The organism is Flavobacterium panici, assembly GCF_903819335.1.
Lineage (GTDB): Bacteria > Bacteroidota > Bacteroidia > Flavobacteriales > Flavobacteriaceae > Flavobacterium > Flavobacterium panici.
In genome coordinates this window covers 102645-117841 of record NZ_CAIJDE010000040.1, presented here as the reverse complement: position 1 = coordinate 117841, position 15197 = coordinate 102645, and the positions used below count along the sequence as shown (strand labels likewise).

At 31.9% G+C, this 15197-nt stretch carries 8 protein-coding genes; 2 read left to right on the top strand and 6 right to left on the bottom strand.

Features of this window, described 5'->3' with window-relative positions:
- Positions 1-3: 3 nt before the first annotated feature.
- The 6 genes from FLAPXU55_RS10750 to FLAPXU55_RS10725 form a co-directional block, all read right to left on the bottom strand.
- Entirely contained in the window at positions 4-3012 is a 3009-nt protein-coding gene (locus tag FLAPXU55_RS10750) for a SusC/RagA family TonB-linked outer membrane protein (protein ID WP_180857654.1), read from the bottom strand.
- Positions 3013-3256: 244 nt separating this feature from the next.
- The gene (locus FLAPXU55_RS10745; protein WP_180857653.1) at positions 3257-6001 is read right to left on the bottom strand and encodes a helix-turn-helix and ligand-binding sensor domain-containing protein; all 2745 of its coding nucleotides are present in this window, start codon (positions 5999-6001) and stop codon (positions 3257-3259) included.
- 101 nt (positions 6002-6102) lie between these two features.
- Complete coding sequence (locus FLAPXU55_RS10740; protein ID WP_180857652.1) at positions 6103-7287, bottom strand: acetate/propionate family kinase; 1185 nt, start codon at positions 7285-7287, stop codon at positions 6103-6105.
- Between the two features lie 405 nt (positions 7288-7692).
- Entirely contained in the window at positions 7693-9786 is a 2094-nt protein-coding gene (gene pta, locus FLAPXU55_RS10735) for a phosphate acetyltransferase (protein ID WP_180857651.1), read from the bottom strand.
- Positions 9787-9851: 65 nt separating this feature from the next.
- The gene (gene corA / locus FLAPXU55_RS10730; RefSeq protein ID WP_180857650.1) at positions 9852-10925 is read right to left on the bottom strand and encodes a magnesium/cobalt transporter CorA; all 1074 of its coding nucleotides are present in this window, start codon (positions 10923-10925) and stop codon (positions 9852-9854) included.
- Positions 10926-11153: 228 nt separating this feature from the next.
- Positions 11154-11717, bottom strand: coding sequence for a DUF6252 family protein (locus FLAPXU55_RS10725; protein WP_053473506.1), 564 nt, complete (start codon positions 11715-11717; stop codon positions 11154-11156).
- Between the two features lie 882 nt (positions 11718-12599).
- On the opposite strand from FLAPXU55_RS10725, the gene FLAPXU55_RS10720 reads away from it, so the two are divergent.
- Positions 12600-14009 (top strand): hypothetical protein, encoded by a 1410-nt coding sequence (locus tag FLAPXU55_RS10720; protein ID WP_180857649.1) that lies wholly within the window; start codon positions 12600-12602, stop codon positions 14007-14009.
- A 192-nt stretch (positions 14010-14201) separates the two neighbouring features.
- The gene (locus FLAPXU55_RS10715; protein ID WP_180857648.1) at positions 14202-15119 is read left to right on the top strand and encodes a DUF5677 domain-containing protein; all 918 of its coding nucleotides are present in this window, start codon (positions 14202-14204) and stop codon (positions 15117-15119) included.
- Positions 15120-15197: the final 78 nt, after the last annotated feature.

Below are 15197 nucleotides of genomic sequence, written 5' to 3'. Positions count from 1 at the left end.
ATATTAAAATTTTAAATTAGCCCCAATTACAAACGTTCTTAATGCCGGATATGCATCCAACTCAATTCCTTGAGTTCCTTTAATCACCTCACCGTCTCCTACAACTTCAGGAGAAAAACCTGAGAATTTTTGGCTAATAAACGGATTCATTGCGTTTACGTAAATTCTGCAATAGTTAATAAATCCATCTTCGTTAAGAGGCAGTTTGTATCCTAATGTAATATTATTGATTCTAAAATAATCCGCAGATTCTAAGTAATAAGTTGATGCAACTGGAACTTGGTTAAATGGTGCAGGGTTTGAAGCATTAGTATTTGTTGGAGTCCAATAATCATTAACAAGAGATGCTTCTACGTTTTCTCCATAAAAACGCTGCGATTTTTTACCATTGTAAACTTTAGCTCCCGCAGTACCATAACCATCTACAGAGAAATCAATTCTTTTATAGTTTAACCCTAATGTGATTCCGTAATTAGAACTTGGTAAAACTGTACCTACGTATTTTCTATCACGATTTTGGTCTAATGCACCCTGAGCTACTTTGTCTCCGTTTGCATTATAATAAAGCATTTGTCCATTTGCCGGATCTACACCTGCATATTCATAAATGTAGAAACTTCCAAGTGGTCTTCCCACTGATGTATTATCAAGTACTTTTGTAACCTGACCATTTCCTAATGAACCTCCGTTAGTCGGTGCAATTTGAACATCTTTAAGTCTAGATAGTTCATTTTTATTATGAGAATAATTTCCTCCTATCCAATAACTTAAATTATCATTTATCTTGTCATCCCAACGCAGCGAAACCTCAATACCTTTATTAGATACTTCACCCACATGAGTTGGAGACTCTTTTGTAATTCCTGAAGGTGAATATGGTAAAACATTTAAGATTGCATTAGTTGTATTTTTATCATAAACATCAAAAGTTCCTTTTAATCTATTTTGAAAAAGTTCAATATCAAAACCTAAAGATGTTTCTTCTACAATTTCCCATCCTAAATTTGGGTCAATTTGTGAATTAATAGTAACACCTGTACCTCCGTTATAATCAACTCCAGAAGTAAATGACTGAACGTTCAATGGTACATCCTGATTTCCTAATTTACCCCAAGAACCTCTCAACTTTAATAAATCCAACCCTTTTATGTCTGACAAGAAACTTTCTTTAGTTACAATCCATCCTAAACCAACTGATGGAAATGTCCCCCAACGATTAGCTTCTGAAAATTGTGATGATCCGTCACGTCTTAAAGTACCTGTAAGTAAATATCTATCCATTAATTTATATTGGAAACGTCCAAAATAAGAAGCTAATCTTCTTTCGTTGATAGCCTCATCTTTATACCCTGTTACATTAGCTGCATACGGCACACCGCCTAATGACCAATAATTAGAATTTGCATCTACATTTTTTCTATCAATAGATAATTTTTCTCTTGTGCCAATTACGTTAGCTTCAATACCCGCAGTAACTTCAATATCATGAATTTCACCAAATACTTTGTTATAAGTTAAGTAGTTTGATAAATTCCAATTGAAATATTGATCTCTATTTCTTGTCAATGTATTTTTATTCAAAGTGTTTGAATCATAAGCTGATTCAACTCTTGTAGGGTCTGCTGCTAGCCATAAAGCTAAATTATCAACATAATTATACTGTTTGTAAGTATAATATTCTCCATTAAACTGTGATGTAAACTTTAACGATTTAAGAATATCCCAATCTAATTTTAATCCACCCTGTAAAATCACAGTTTGTTGTTGCTCATTATTATAATCTAAAGCAACTACTGGATTTCCAACTGAATTAAATGAATCACCACTTTCAGATATAACTCCGTTATTTTCAAACGGAACACCATATTTTCCACTTGGGAAACGTACAGGCACAAGTGGAGATTGTCTGTAAGCAGAAGTAAAAGCACTTAAAGGCTTAGGTGTATTTTTTATAGAACTTACACTAAAGTTTTGCGTTAATCTAAGTTTTTCTGAAATTTTGAACTCATTATTACTTCTAAATGTAGTACGCCCATAATCAGTTCCATTCAAAATACCTTTTTCTTCGTAATTACCAGCACTTAAAAAATATTTGATATTTTCTGAAGATCCAGAAAGTGAGATATTATTTTGAGAATAAGTACCTGTTCTTGTTATCTCATCAAACCAATTCGTATTATATGGCTGATTTGTAGAAAATCTTCCGCTTGGATATTGAGCAGAAAAAGCGGCATTACTATATTGAATATATTGATCACTATTGGCCATTTTTACCTTCTTTAAAGGTGTTCTGAATCCCGTATAGCTGTCAACATCAACAACAAGTTTTCCTTTACCAGCTTTAGTTGTAATCATAATTACTCCATTTGCCCCTCTTGTTCCATAAATTGCAAGGGCAGAAGCATCTTTCAAAATCTCATAAGAGGTAATATCATTTGTATTGATATTGTTGATGTTATCAGTAGGCATACCGTCAACAACGTATAAAGGATTTCTTCCTCCTAATGCTGTACCTACACCTCTAATAATAACAGAAGGTTTACTTCCTGGAGCATCCGAAGTTGCTACTTGTACCCCCGCAGCTTTACCCTGAATAGCTTGCGAAGCATTAAGAACCTTCATTTTAGTAATTTCCTCAGATTTGATTGAACTTACTGCTGAAGTATTATCAATCTTTTTTCTAGTACCGTATCCAATTACAACAACTTCTTTTAAAGCAGTGTCAGCTGATTCTTTTAAAGTAATTGTCATTGGTGCGGTAGTTGCCGGTACAGAAACTGGATCAAAACCTAACATAGAGACTTTTAAAATGTCTCCAGGTTTAGCATTGATGGTAAAGTTTCCGTCGAAATCTGCATCAGCAGTTGCTCTGGCATCAGATGAAGCGATAACCGCTCCGGGAATTCCCATTCCGCTGCTGTCAACTACTTTCCCTTTAATTGCTTGTGCTTGTCCAGACATATAGACTGGCAATAATAAGAGCACAAATAAGCTAAAAATAAAATTTTTCATACAGTTTGTATTCGTTTAAGTTAGTAGAGCCAAATTAAGCAATTACAACGTTGTAGTACATCAAATACCACTACAGCATAGCTACATCATTGTGTTAAAACGCAAGTGTATCCTAATGATTATCAGCATCATAAATGTTAAATTAATTTCATTAACATAACCTTATGATGTAGTAATGATGTGTTGTAATTATGTAAATTTTGATGTAGAAAAATATAAATTCTGTAAAAAACAAACTCAAATCTTACAGAGTTAATAAAAACTTAGACAGGTTTTCGTCCTGAGTCAGATTTAATTTCTTTCTGAGTCGATATCTGTGTAGTTCTACACCTCTAAAAGAGATGTTCATCATAGGCGCAATTTCCTTCGAAGAAAGGTTCATTTTAAGGTAAACACACAGTTTTATATCCTTTGGAGTTAAATGAGGATATTTTTTAGAAAGGTTTATAATAAACTCATTATGGATTTGATTTAAATTGGTTTCAAATATTTCCCATTCGTGTTTATTAACTTCATTTATCTTGATGGCTTTTTTAATTTCGCTTTTAAGTTTATTGAAATCTTTTTCAGAATCTAAAATGCTTTGGATATTTTCAATCATTTCGCTTTGCTTAGCAATCGAAAGTGATTTCCCCGCAACCTCAGAAGATTTTGTCTGAAGTTCCAGCTCTAAAATATGTTTTTCGTATTCCTGAATATTTAATTCGTTTTCTTTTTTTAATTCCATTTCCAGAATTTCACGCTGGTGTTTTAATTCTTCGGCCTGTAATTTTAATTTTTGCGTATAACGAAGTTTATTCCATTTATAATAGAAAAACAATACTGCCCCTATTAATAACAGATAAAGAAGAATCATCCAAAAAGAGAAATACCAAGGCTGAGCAACTTTAAAATCAAAACTGGAAACTTTATCATAATTGGCTCCGTCATGTTTAAAAATTACAATGGAATGCGAACCGGTGCTTAAGTTATTTAAAACTATTGCCCCATTTGAAATTGGAATATAATTTTTGCCTTTATTTATCTGATAAAATAAATTGGGTTTGCTTGCACCGTAAATTCCGGAAATAACATTTATTCGGAGTTCTGTATTGTGTTTTATTTTTCCGTCATTCTCCAGTAGTTCATTATCATTGTAAGCTTCAACTTTAACGCCTTTGTTTTGTTCATTTTGATATCCTAACTGAAGTGAAATAAAACCATCATCAAGATTGAGTAAATAATGATTCTGACTTCTAAAAATTCTCAGGTTTTCGTTAATCAATTTTCCTTTATAATATTTCTCCTGAATAATATTCCAGATAAATTTATTGTCGTGCGAATAAATGTGATATAGAATTCCGTCCTGAAGCACTATAAAATGATCCTTATCGATTGCTACAACGTCAGAGATGTTTTTGAAATTGGTATTGAACAATTCATTTTCTTCTAATTTATTCGAAATAGAATTAAACGTATACCAAACGTTATTGATTAGAAAAAGTATTTCGTTTCTAAATTCAAAAATCTTAACACCAAAATCATTTTTGATTTTACTTTGCTGCGTGATATTTTCAACCTTTATAGTTTTAAAGTTATCATCGAGAAAAACTCTATATAATCCGCGGTAATTATCAGCTGCCCAAATTTCATTTTTTTTATTTTGGGCTACATATTTAATGGGTTTCGAAAGATCATTTATCCTTATATTCTGAGATAGTTTTGACGCATCATCATAAACTAAAACTCCGCTGTAAGTAGACTGAAAGTAAGTATCGTTAATAGTACTTTTTGATAAGTTCCAGCCTCCGCTAACATTATTTATTTTTGCTAAAGCTCCGTTTTCATAACAAAAAGTTCCGTCATTATGACCTATAACATATTTACTGCCAATTTTAGTAATATTCCAACCTTGTCCTTGCGTGTTTGGGAGCATTTTAAAATTACCCGAATCAAATTCAAAAATTCCGTGATTTGAAGCTATTAGATAACCTTTATCAATTGTCGCAACTGAATATACAGATCCCAGAATTCCGGAATTATCATAAAAGAATGAAATAGGAGAATTAACCTCAACATGTGCAAGTCCGTTATCAAGACCCAGCCATAAATCTTCTTCTTTATCAAAACCAATACTTAAAACCGAATTATTCATCAAAACATTATTTCGATCAATATTTTTAAAAGTATTATTGCTGAAATCGTAAATAAAAACTCCTTTATTTCCTGTACCAATAACAAGTTTATTGTTTTTAATAAATTTGGCTACATTAATTCCGTTAGATTTTAAAGTCTCATTTAATGGATTATTCCAAGTTTTTAAACCTCCATTTTCAACAATGAAAATTCCTTTTTTTTGTGTAAAAATATAAGTTTTGTTTTTATCTTTTTCTATGGCATGAACAACCGTGTTTTTTAAAATGTCCCAGCCTTTCGGGTTTGCAATTTTGGAACCTTTCATTTTAAAAAGTCCTTTTTCTACCGAAGCGACATATAGATCTTGATCAACAACAAAACAGTAAGAAATTAAAAAAGGAAATTTAATTTTTTTAATGTGTTTTCCATCGTAAATAAAAACATCATTGAAAGACTGAAAATACAACGAACCATTAAACCTGAAAATTTTCCAGATTTCTTCATTGTCTTTTTCAGCAAATAAGCGGAGATTTTTGGTAATAGAAACATAACGCATTTTACCATTTTCTCTGTACCAATATCCAAATTCCTTGTATGAACCCGAATAAATTCGGTCTCCTTCAATTAAAATTGAGCGAATAATAGTTTTGTTTGGCAGAGCATATTTTTCCCAGATAACGCCGTCATAACGCAATAAATAATGGTTATTGGCAAAATACATGGCTTTATCTTTACCCTGAGCAACATTCCAGATTTGATTGTCGCCCTGATAATCTGATTTATTATAATTTTCTACGAAAGGAAGAAGTTCTTGTGCTTGAATTTGAAAAGCAGCGAAAAACAAGAAAATTGATTTTAAAAGTATCGATTTCAAGATATTCGGTTTTAAATTCAAAGATACTGACAAATATTGATTTTTTGGATCAAAAAAAGCTTCTCGATCGAGAAGCTTTCTTTATATTTAAATTTATTTTTCTAATTTTCTAATAACTGATAAACCTGATTTGCGATTTCGTATTCTTCATCAGTTGGAACAACTAAAACTTTAGTTTTTGAATTTGATGTACTAATTTCTCTTATTTCTTTTGAACTAATTTGATTTTTTTCGGGATCAATTTCAATTCCAAAATAATCCATATCAGTACAAATCAATTTACGCATGTATGAAGAATTCTCACCGATTCCTGCCGTAAAAATGATAGCGTCTAATCCGTTTAATGCGGCGGTATATGAACCTATAGTTTTTCTAATTCTGTAGGCATTCATTAATAAAGCCAATTGACAATCTTTATTTCCTTCTTCGGCTTTTGCTTCGATATCGCGAAGGTCGCTATAGCCTGTTAAACCAAGCATTCCGCTTTGTTTCAGCAAAATAGAATTTACTTCATCTGGTGTATAACCTAAATTTTTAACCATATAAAAAATAACCGATTGATCTATGTCGCCGGCGCGGGTCCCCATAACCAAGCCATTTGCCGGAGAAAATCCCATTGTTGTATCGATACTTTTTCCATCTTTTACAGCTGTCATACTGCAGCCGTTTCCTAAATGGATTGTAATTATTCTCGAACCTTTTTCTAAATAACCAATAGCCTTTTCTGAAACATATTTATGGCTTGTTCCATGAAAACCGTAAACACGAACTTTATGTTCTGTTAAAAGGAAATTTGGAATAGCATATTTATAAGCTTCAACCGGAATCGTCTGATGGAAAGCGGTATCAAAAACCGCAACTTGTTTTGCTCCGGAAAAAATTTCTTCGGCTACATTTATACCTACTAAATGGGCTGGATTATGAAGCGGAGCCAGCTCTGAGAGCTCTTTTATTTTCTCTTTAACTTCTTCGGTAATTATGGTTGTATTGGAGAAATAACTTCCACCATGCACTACTCTGTGACCAACAGCTGCAATTTCTGAAGTTGTTTTTATAACTCCTTTTTCAGCATCTAAAAGCATATCTGCTACCTTTTGCAAACCAATTTTATGGGTTTGAACAGGCAGTATTTCTTCATAAGAATTTGAAGCTGTTTTAAACGTAATATTTGATGTTTCTAAACCAATTCTATCGATCATTCCGGTACAAATTACTTCGTTTTCCGGCATAACCATTAATTGATATTTTATTGATGAACTTCCTGAGTTTATAATTAGTATTTTCATTTTTTATGTTTTTGCCACAAAGGCGCTAAGTCACTAAGTTTATTTTAATTCTGAAGACAGAAATTTTTACTTTTTTATTGTCGAGATTAGCACGCGGATAACGCTGATTTACTTCGTAAAGACGCGGATTAAAACAGATTTTTATTCGATCAAAAATAAAATCCGTGTAAATCTGCGTTTTCGCGGTAGCGAATCAGTCTCATCTGCGTTCTATTTTTTTATTTTTTATTTCTTGTTGTTGAGATTAGCAAGCGGATGATTCTGATTTACTCCGTAAAGACGCGGATTAAAACGGATTTTTTATTCTATCAAAAATAAAATCCGTATAAATCTGCGTTTTCGCGGTAGCGAATCAGTCTCATCCGCGTTCTATTTTTTAATTTTTAATTCCAAATTTTTAATTGATTATAATCCCTGCGCTTGTATCGCCGTAATTACAACCGTATTGATAATATCATCAACTGTACAACCACGGCTTAAATCGTTTACGGGCTTATTTAAACCTTGTAACATTGGACCTATTGCCAACGCTCCTGTTTCTCTTTGTACGGCTTTATAGGTATTATTTCCGGTATTTAAATCAGGGAAAATAAGTACGCTCGCCTGTCCTGCTACTTCAGAATCCGGCATTTTGCTTTTTCCAACCGCGCGATCGACTGCAGCATCGTATTGAATTGGCCCTTCTATTTTTAGATCTGGACGTTTTTGTTTTACGATTTCGGTTGCCGTTCTTACTTTATCCACTTCATCTCCTTTTCCTGAAGCTCCAGAAGAATAGGAAAGCATCGCAATCTTTGGTTCAATTCCGAAAGCTGAACTTGATTCTGCTGATGAAATGGCGATTTCTGCCAATTGTTCAGCAGTTGGGTTTGGATTAATGGCACAATCTCCAAAAACAGAAACTCTGTCTTCTAAACACATAAAAAATACGGATGAAACTACAGAAGAATTTGGTTTTGTTTTGATGAATTGAAGCGCCGGTAAAATAGTATGCTGTGTTGTATGTGCCGCTCCCGAAACCATTCCGTCTGCGTGGCCTTTGTACACCATCATCGTTCCGAAATACGAAACATCTTCCATTAAATCCCTTGCCATTGTAATACTTACATTTTTAGCTTTTCTAAGCTCATAATACGTATTGGCGTAATCTTCGTAAAGTTCAGATTCTTTAGGATTTATAATATTTACTTTTGAAAAATCAAGGGTGATTCCTAATTCTGCAACCTTGCTTTCAATCTGCTTTTTATCTCCAATAATCGAAATATCAACTACATCCATTGCCAAAAGCCTTGAAGCTGCGATAATAATCCTGTCATCATTTCCTTCCGGAAGAACGATGTGTTTGCGATGCTGTCTGGCTCTTTTAACCATGTTGTATTGAAACATTTTTGGCGTCATGCCTTCTGCTTCAAAAGTGATTAATCTTTCGGATAAAGCGTCGTTATCAACGTATTTCTCAAATGTAGTTATCGAGGTTTCAATCTTGTGTGTATTGTTAGCGTAGATTTCAGATTTAATAGATCCTATTTTGTTTGTAATGTGATACGTTCCGCCATCAACAGCAATAATTGGAACAATGGCCGAAAGTCCTTCTATAAGCTTTAAAATACTTTCTTCCGGAACAATATTTCCGGTTAGAATGATTCCTGAAATAGTTGGGTAATTTGCAGATTCATTTGCCTGTAAAGCTCCCAGAATAATATCAGATCGATCTCCTGGCGTAATTACGAGCGCGTTATTATTTAAATGAACCAAATAGTTATGCAATTGCATAGCTCCCACACTAAAATGGCCAATTTCATTATTCAGGTAATTTTCTCCAAATAACACTTTTGCGTTAAGTTCATTTACAATTTCCTGCATGGTAGGATTGTTTAAACTTGAAACCAGCGGAATTGTATTTACTAAAACATTTGGAGGAAGGCTTTTTTGCAGGCTTTTGGTAACTAATTCAATATTTTCGGGCTGTACTTTATTGGCAAAAACAGATAAAACTTCAACCTCTTTTACTTTAAAAGAATCGTAAACCAGATACAAACTATCAACCAGTTCTTCTAAAGTTTTACCAATTCCTGAACCAATAATTATGGTTGGAATTCCGAGGTTTTTTGCAATTAAAACATTCAAATCTAATTCAATAGAAGTTCCTTCACCGGTAAAACTCGTTCCTTCAACCAAAACAAAATCAAATCGTTCTTCCAGTTTTTTATATTTCTCGATAATCAAATCCAGAACCTCTCCTATTTTACCTTTGTTTTTCTTTTTGATCAGTTTGCTTTTTGTAATGGCATACGCATCTTCAAAATGAATATCAAGGTTAAAATAAGACAAAACTGTTTCGATATGATTATCTACTTCACCATCCACAAAATCTTCGATTATAGGCCTGAAATAACCTACTTTAGCCGTTTTACCAATCAAAATACTCATTAAGCCGAGTGTAATTATCGACTTCCCGCTGTTTTGATCGCTTGTGGCTATATATATCGCTTTACTCATAATTATTTATATTATTCTAATATTAAATCCACACAAAATCATTTTTTTCTAAATTGAAATAAACATTAAAACCAACGTCTTTTCTTGAAATAAATGATTAATGCCAACACTAACAAAAACATGATGCCCATTACTACAAAGTAGCCGTTTTCTGTTTTGAGTTCCGGCATGTTTTCAAAGTTCATTCCATACACTCCAACAATAAAAGTCAGCGGAATAAATATGGCTGAAATTATGGTTAAAGTTTTCATGATTTCATTCATTTTTCGGCTTTGTTCCGAAAAATAAAAATTAGAGGCACTTTCGAGCGCGCTCATATCTGATTCTATTTGTTCCAAAAGTTCTAAACTTTTTTGATGAAGTCTGATAAAGAAATTAAACGTTTCTTTCTGAATCAGACCGTTATTTTCATCGTCATCTTTAATTGTTTTTAGATAATATAAAGAATCCCGAAGCGGAACTATTGAACGTTTTAAAAAATTAAAATTATCCCTGTGGTTCTCAATTTTTTCTAAAATTACAGGATCAGCTCCTTTTTTAGTCAAATTGATTAATTCTTCGATCTTCTCTTCTTCATCTTCAATTGTAATGTAGAAGTTTTCCATAACGGCATCTAAAAGCAAATACAGCAAATAATCTACTTTTTTAGTCCTTACAATTCCTGCATGTGTACGAAGACGCTCGCGAATGTGTGTAAAGAAATCACTTCGTTTTTCCTGAAATGAGATTAAAATTCCGTATTTTAAAATAAAACTAATTTGTTCTACGCTGATACTATCTGAATATTCAGAAGGCAAAAGTGATTTTATATTAAAGAATAAAACATTTTGCTGTTCCTCTAGCTTGGTTCTTTTGGTAGTATTTAAAATATCGGCAAGTAAAAAATCATCCAGCTTAAAATGTGCACCAATTGTTTTAATAAGATTGATGTCATTTAGGCCATGAATATTCAGCCAGTTATTTTTAGAATAATCAAAACAGGAATTTAAAGCAAGAACTGTAAACTTTTCATATTCAATAACATCGGCATCATCATAAACAAAAAGCTGCATTTCGGCTTCCTGTTCTTTATGCGAGCCTGTATATTCTAAAGTAATGTGTTGGAGCTTTCTTCCTTTTTTGTATTTAATCTTTCTCATTCAAAAAAATTTACAATAGTAATATTACGAAAAAGAATCTGAATGGGAAATGACAATTATCATTTTGTAAAAAACCAGAACAATTAAGTTTATAGTATTTTTACTACTTTTTATAATTAAACCCGACAGGTTTTAAAAACCTGCCGGGTTTAACATACATGCAAAACATAAATCCATAAAAAAAACCGAGTCATTTCTAACCCGGTTTGATATAATTTTTGATGTAATTTATTGTTTGTAAACCGTATATGACAAATTAGTAAAAACTCCATTTTTTACTTCAAAGACTTCTGGAGTTACAATTTTAGTTTGTAACACACCACCTTTTACAGCTTTAAAACTAAATGTTCCCGAAACCGTCTTTTTATTTGGATCCATTGCGGTTATTGTTATTTTTCCAGAAACAGGAATGTGTTCTGTATAAGTATTTCCATCGATTAAATAAGAATTAATAAATAATGCATCACTAACCTGTAATTTTTTATCTTCTTCATCTATCTCTTCGTAAAAATTATATTCTTTTAATGGCATTGCATCTTCAGCAGTAGTAGCGTTTTCACATGCAAGCATAAGCATTTTAGAATCATCTTGAATGTTTATATCAAAACGCTGGTTCATTCCTGGTACTTTAATTAAAGTCACACTATTGATTTTTGTAGGTTTCCAGTCTGCTCCATTTATAACAGCAGAAACTGAGTTTTCATTGTCAACAGCATTATCATCGTTATCACTGCTGCATCCCGTAAATAGAATAGTCAGGAAGATAAACCCGAGGCTTAAGATTTTTTTCATGGTATTTTTTGTTTTAGGTTATTTTTCCCAAAACTAAGCTAAAACCTGATAATTAAATTGAGGGAAACCTCATTTTGCGAAGTTTTTTTCAATTAAATCAATCTTAATTTTCATATAACTGAAACACAACAATTTAATATATAGACACAAAAAAACCGAGTCATTTCTGACTCGGTTTTTATATTCAATTGTAGAGACGCACCGCAGTGCGTCTTTACGTAGTAAATTATTTTACTTCTTCAAAAGTAACAACCCTTATATAGCAAACCTTCACATGGCAATGGTACAAATAAGGTACAAAAAATTATGACTACTCTCTATAATATAGTGAGTAAATTTAAATTATTAAAAAAATGATTTATCCCTTCATCTGTAAATAATCAGAGAAAATTCGAACCTTTAAGGAAAGATTAATTATCCAACATCTTTAATTCGAACTATATAATATTGCGGCATTGTTAACAACAATCTGTTTTTAAAAATCTATTTTCAATTTTTATAAGAAACAAATACTAATAAAGAACTAACTTCATAAAATGCTTGAAAAGTTTTTTTATATTAGCTTATAAAAATTAAATTTTCCAAACTTTATATCTTCGATCGATTATTTTAAATCTCAACATCTAAATTTTTTATTTCATAGAAATCCTTAAAGGTAATACTACTTGTTTAAAGAATTACTACTGAAATTTTTCATGTCTGTCTTTTATAAAGGAGAAACTCAACCACTACTAAGACTAAATCTAGTTAGATATATTAAAGGTTTTTAATAATGATTTTTCAATATCATTAATATAATAATTGATAAAATAAAAACAGGTAATTATACCTGCAATATTATAATTAAGTTTTGATATGTTTATAACAACAAATCAACGTATTATGAAAATAAAATTACTATCCTTTGTTTTAACTATATTTTTAACTCAAATTAATTATTCGCAAGAATTAGATTGGCAATCTGGTACTTTTAGCGAAAAAGAGCAGAAACAAAAAGGGGCCGATTACGGAACAATGACGTCATTTAAGATAAAAAATATAAACAAGTTCTTATATAGTGTTACAATTTCAGGCAGTAGTATAGACCTCAATACTCCAATTCCTACCGAACTACAAACATTATTTAGATTACCTAGTAGTTCTCTAGCCGCAACCACCAATAATCAAAACGTCGATAATGCAGCTATTACTACTGATAAACAAATAAAAAATTTGAACACGGTATTAGCAACTCAAATTTCTGCCGCGTTTGCAGCTGGAACAGACACCTCAGAACTAGAAGAGGCAAAAATTGAATTAGAACGGGTTTCTGATATATACTTATCACAGATTCGAATAGTTGCAAGTAGTATTTCTTCATTAAAACAAGCAAGAGTGAAATTTGTAAATTGTGCTCAAATGGATGTTTCTTATGATAGAATGCAAACAGAAATTAGTGCTGTCAGATACCCGGCAGACTTTACTAGTCAACATCAAACAATGCTAACAAATTACAGTGCTGTTGAGTCCGCCTATCAAGCAGTACGCAATTTAACAGATGACGATGAGATTATTACAGCTGTCGACAAGTCAATTAGCAGAATAACGACAGCTCTTAAAGCTATAGAAAATGAGCATCCCGAAACACTTTACTCAGATATTGAGTTTTTGAAATCTGAATTATCAAATCAAAGAAATTTTGTAGCGATTGCTCCTCCTGTTCAAGCCGATGCCGATCTGATTAATTATGAAATAAAAATAACTCCAAGTCAAACAAACACTTTGGGACCGCATAAAAACAATATAGCGTTTGATTTTGATGTTCCTGTAAAAGGTGGCTGGAAAGCTGATTTTAGTGTTGGACCTACATTTTCTTTTGGCGATAAGGCTAAAGATGAAAAATACTATTTAGAAGAATCAACGACTACCCCTGGGAATGTCATTTTACGTAACAGAGATAATAATAACGCTATTAGCCCCGGACTTGCTGCTATGATGCACTTCTATCCTCGCAGAGCTGGAAATGTTGCTTATGGTGGAATGTTTGGCGTTGGAGCCGGATTTCAGGGAGTAGAGGATGCCGATCTTAGTTTTTATGCTGGTGTATCTGTAATACTGGGCAAAAGAGAAAAAATCATTGCAAGTCTCGGAATAAGTTACTTAAATGTCAACAGAATAAAAAGTGACGAATTTAAGGCTGATACGGAATATGAATCGGCCAATATTGATCTAAACAATGTTACTGAAAAAGTATTGGAAGGTTCATTTTTTCTCTCAATTTCCTATGCAATTTCACAAGCAAAAGTGAAATAATAAAAAGAATTAAGTTGACACATGATGATTACAAAAAAGATAGATCTTAAGATTTTCTTTATTTAATATTTGACTATACTTTCATTAGTTATTCGTAAGCGGAAAATCTTTAACACATTTTTTTATTTTTATAATTAATTAGTAAAAATCACCATTTGCAAAAAAATAATAAGTAAATTTCAGAAAGATATAATGAAATACAAAGTAATTGACGACATTCTTCCACGCTTTGATAACAATAATTCTGCACATCTTCAATATTTATCAAAAATAATAGATGAAGCAATTGATTTTGGAACAAATCTCTTGAAATGGGAAGCAGGCAAAAAACTGGAAGGTGATGCGAATTTAGTTCATTTGTTATTTTTTAGAAATATTCTTTCTACCGCTGATGGAATTTCAATTTTAATTAAAAACTCATCAATAGAAGCCTCGAAACCACTATACAGAGTGCTAATGGAAAATGTCTTTGCATTAGAATACTTACTTCAAGAAAACACTAAAAGTCGTGCATTGGCATACTTTGTTTGGGATGCACATAAAACGTTGAAGTTTATAGAAAAAATTGATTTTTCAACTGAAACGGGCAAGCAATTAAAATCAGATTTTGCAAAAGACAGGTTTGCAAAAAACACAGTATTTACTGATAGCGCAAAATATTTAGACCAAAAGAAAAATGCTGAAGAACTTTTAAAATTGCCCGACTATATTGATATCGAACTGGAGTTTCAAAAAACTCATGCCAAGAAAAAAAATCCAAACTGGTTTACATTATTTAACGGGCCTGAGGATATTGAGCAACTGGCAGCAAGAGTAAATCTAAATGCTTTATATCAAATTCATTATAGATCTTATTCTGCAAACATCCATTCAACAAATGTTCACAAAGGCAAACTTTATGATAACGGTGATGGTACTGTTGATATTATTCAAATCAGGTACGCCAAAGATTCTACAGCTGTTGCTGCAGACACACTAAATTTATTATTGTTATCATTTATTACTTTTTACCAAAAGAGATTACCTGAAAAAAAAGACGATTTCCAAAATTGGTATTTCGAATTTAGAATCGAATATTTAAAAATATTAGAGGCTGTGAAAAATGCCTAGAAAATCAGTTAATAAAACTCATTAGTATAAGTAGAGATTAAAACTGATCAAATAAATTAAAAAATTGTATAATTAAAT

Excerpts from the sequence above, each read along its gene's own strand:
- FLAPXU55_RS10725 (WP_053473506.1), bottom strand. The coding sequence starts at position 11,717 with ATGAAAAAAATCTTAAGCCTCGGGTTTATCTTCCTGACTATTCTATTT.
- FLAPXU55_RS10715 (WP_180857648.1), top strand. The coding sequence starts at position 14,202 with ATGAAATACAAAGTAATTGACGACATTCTTCCACGCTTTGATAACAAT.
- corA (WP_180857650.1), bottom strand. The coding sequence starts at position 10,925 with ATGAGAAAGATTAAATACAAAAAAGGAAGAAAGCTCCAACACATTACT.
- FLAPXU55_RS10720 (WP_180857649.1), top strand. The coding sequence starts at position 12,600 with ATGAAAATAAAATTACTATCCTTTGTTTTAACTATATTTTTAACTCAA.
- FLAPXU55_RS10740 (WP_180857652.1), bottom strand. The coding sequence starts at position 7,287 with ATGAAAATACTAATTATAAACTCAGGAAGTTCATCAATAAAATATCAA.
- pta (WP_180857651.1), bottom strand. The coding sequence starts at position 9,786 with ATGAGTAAAGCGATATATATAGCCACAAGCGATCAAAACAGCGGGAAG.
- FLAPXU55_RS10750 (WP_180857654.1), bottom strand. The coding sequence starts at position 3,012 with ATGAAAAATTTTATTTTTAGCTTATTTGTGCTCTTATTATTGCCAGTC.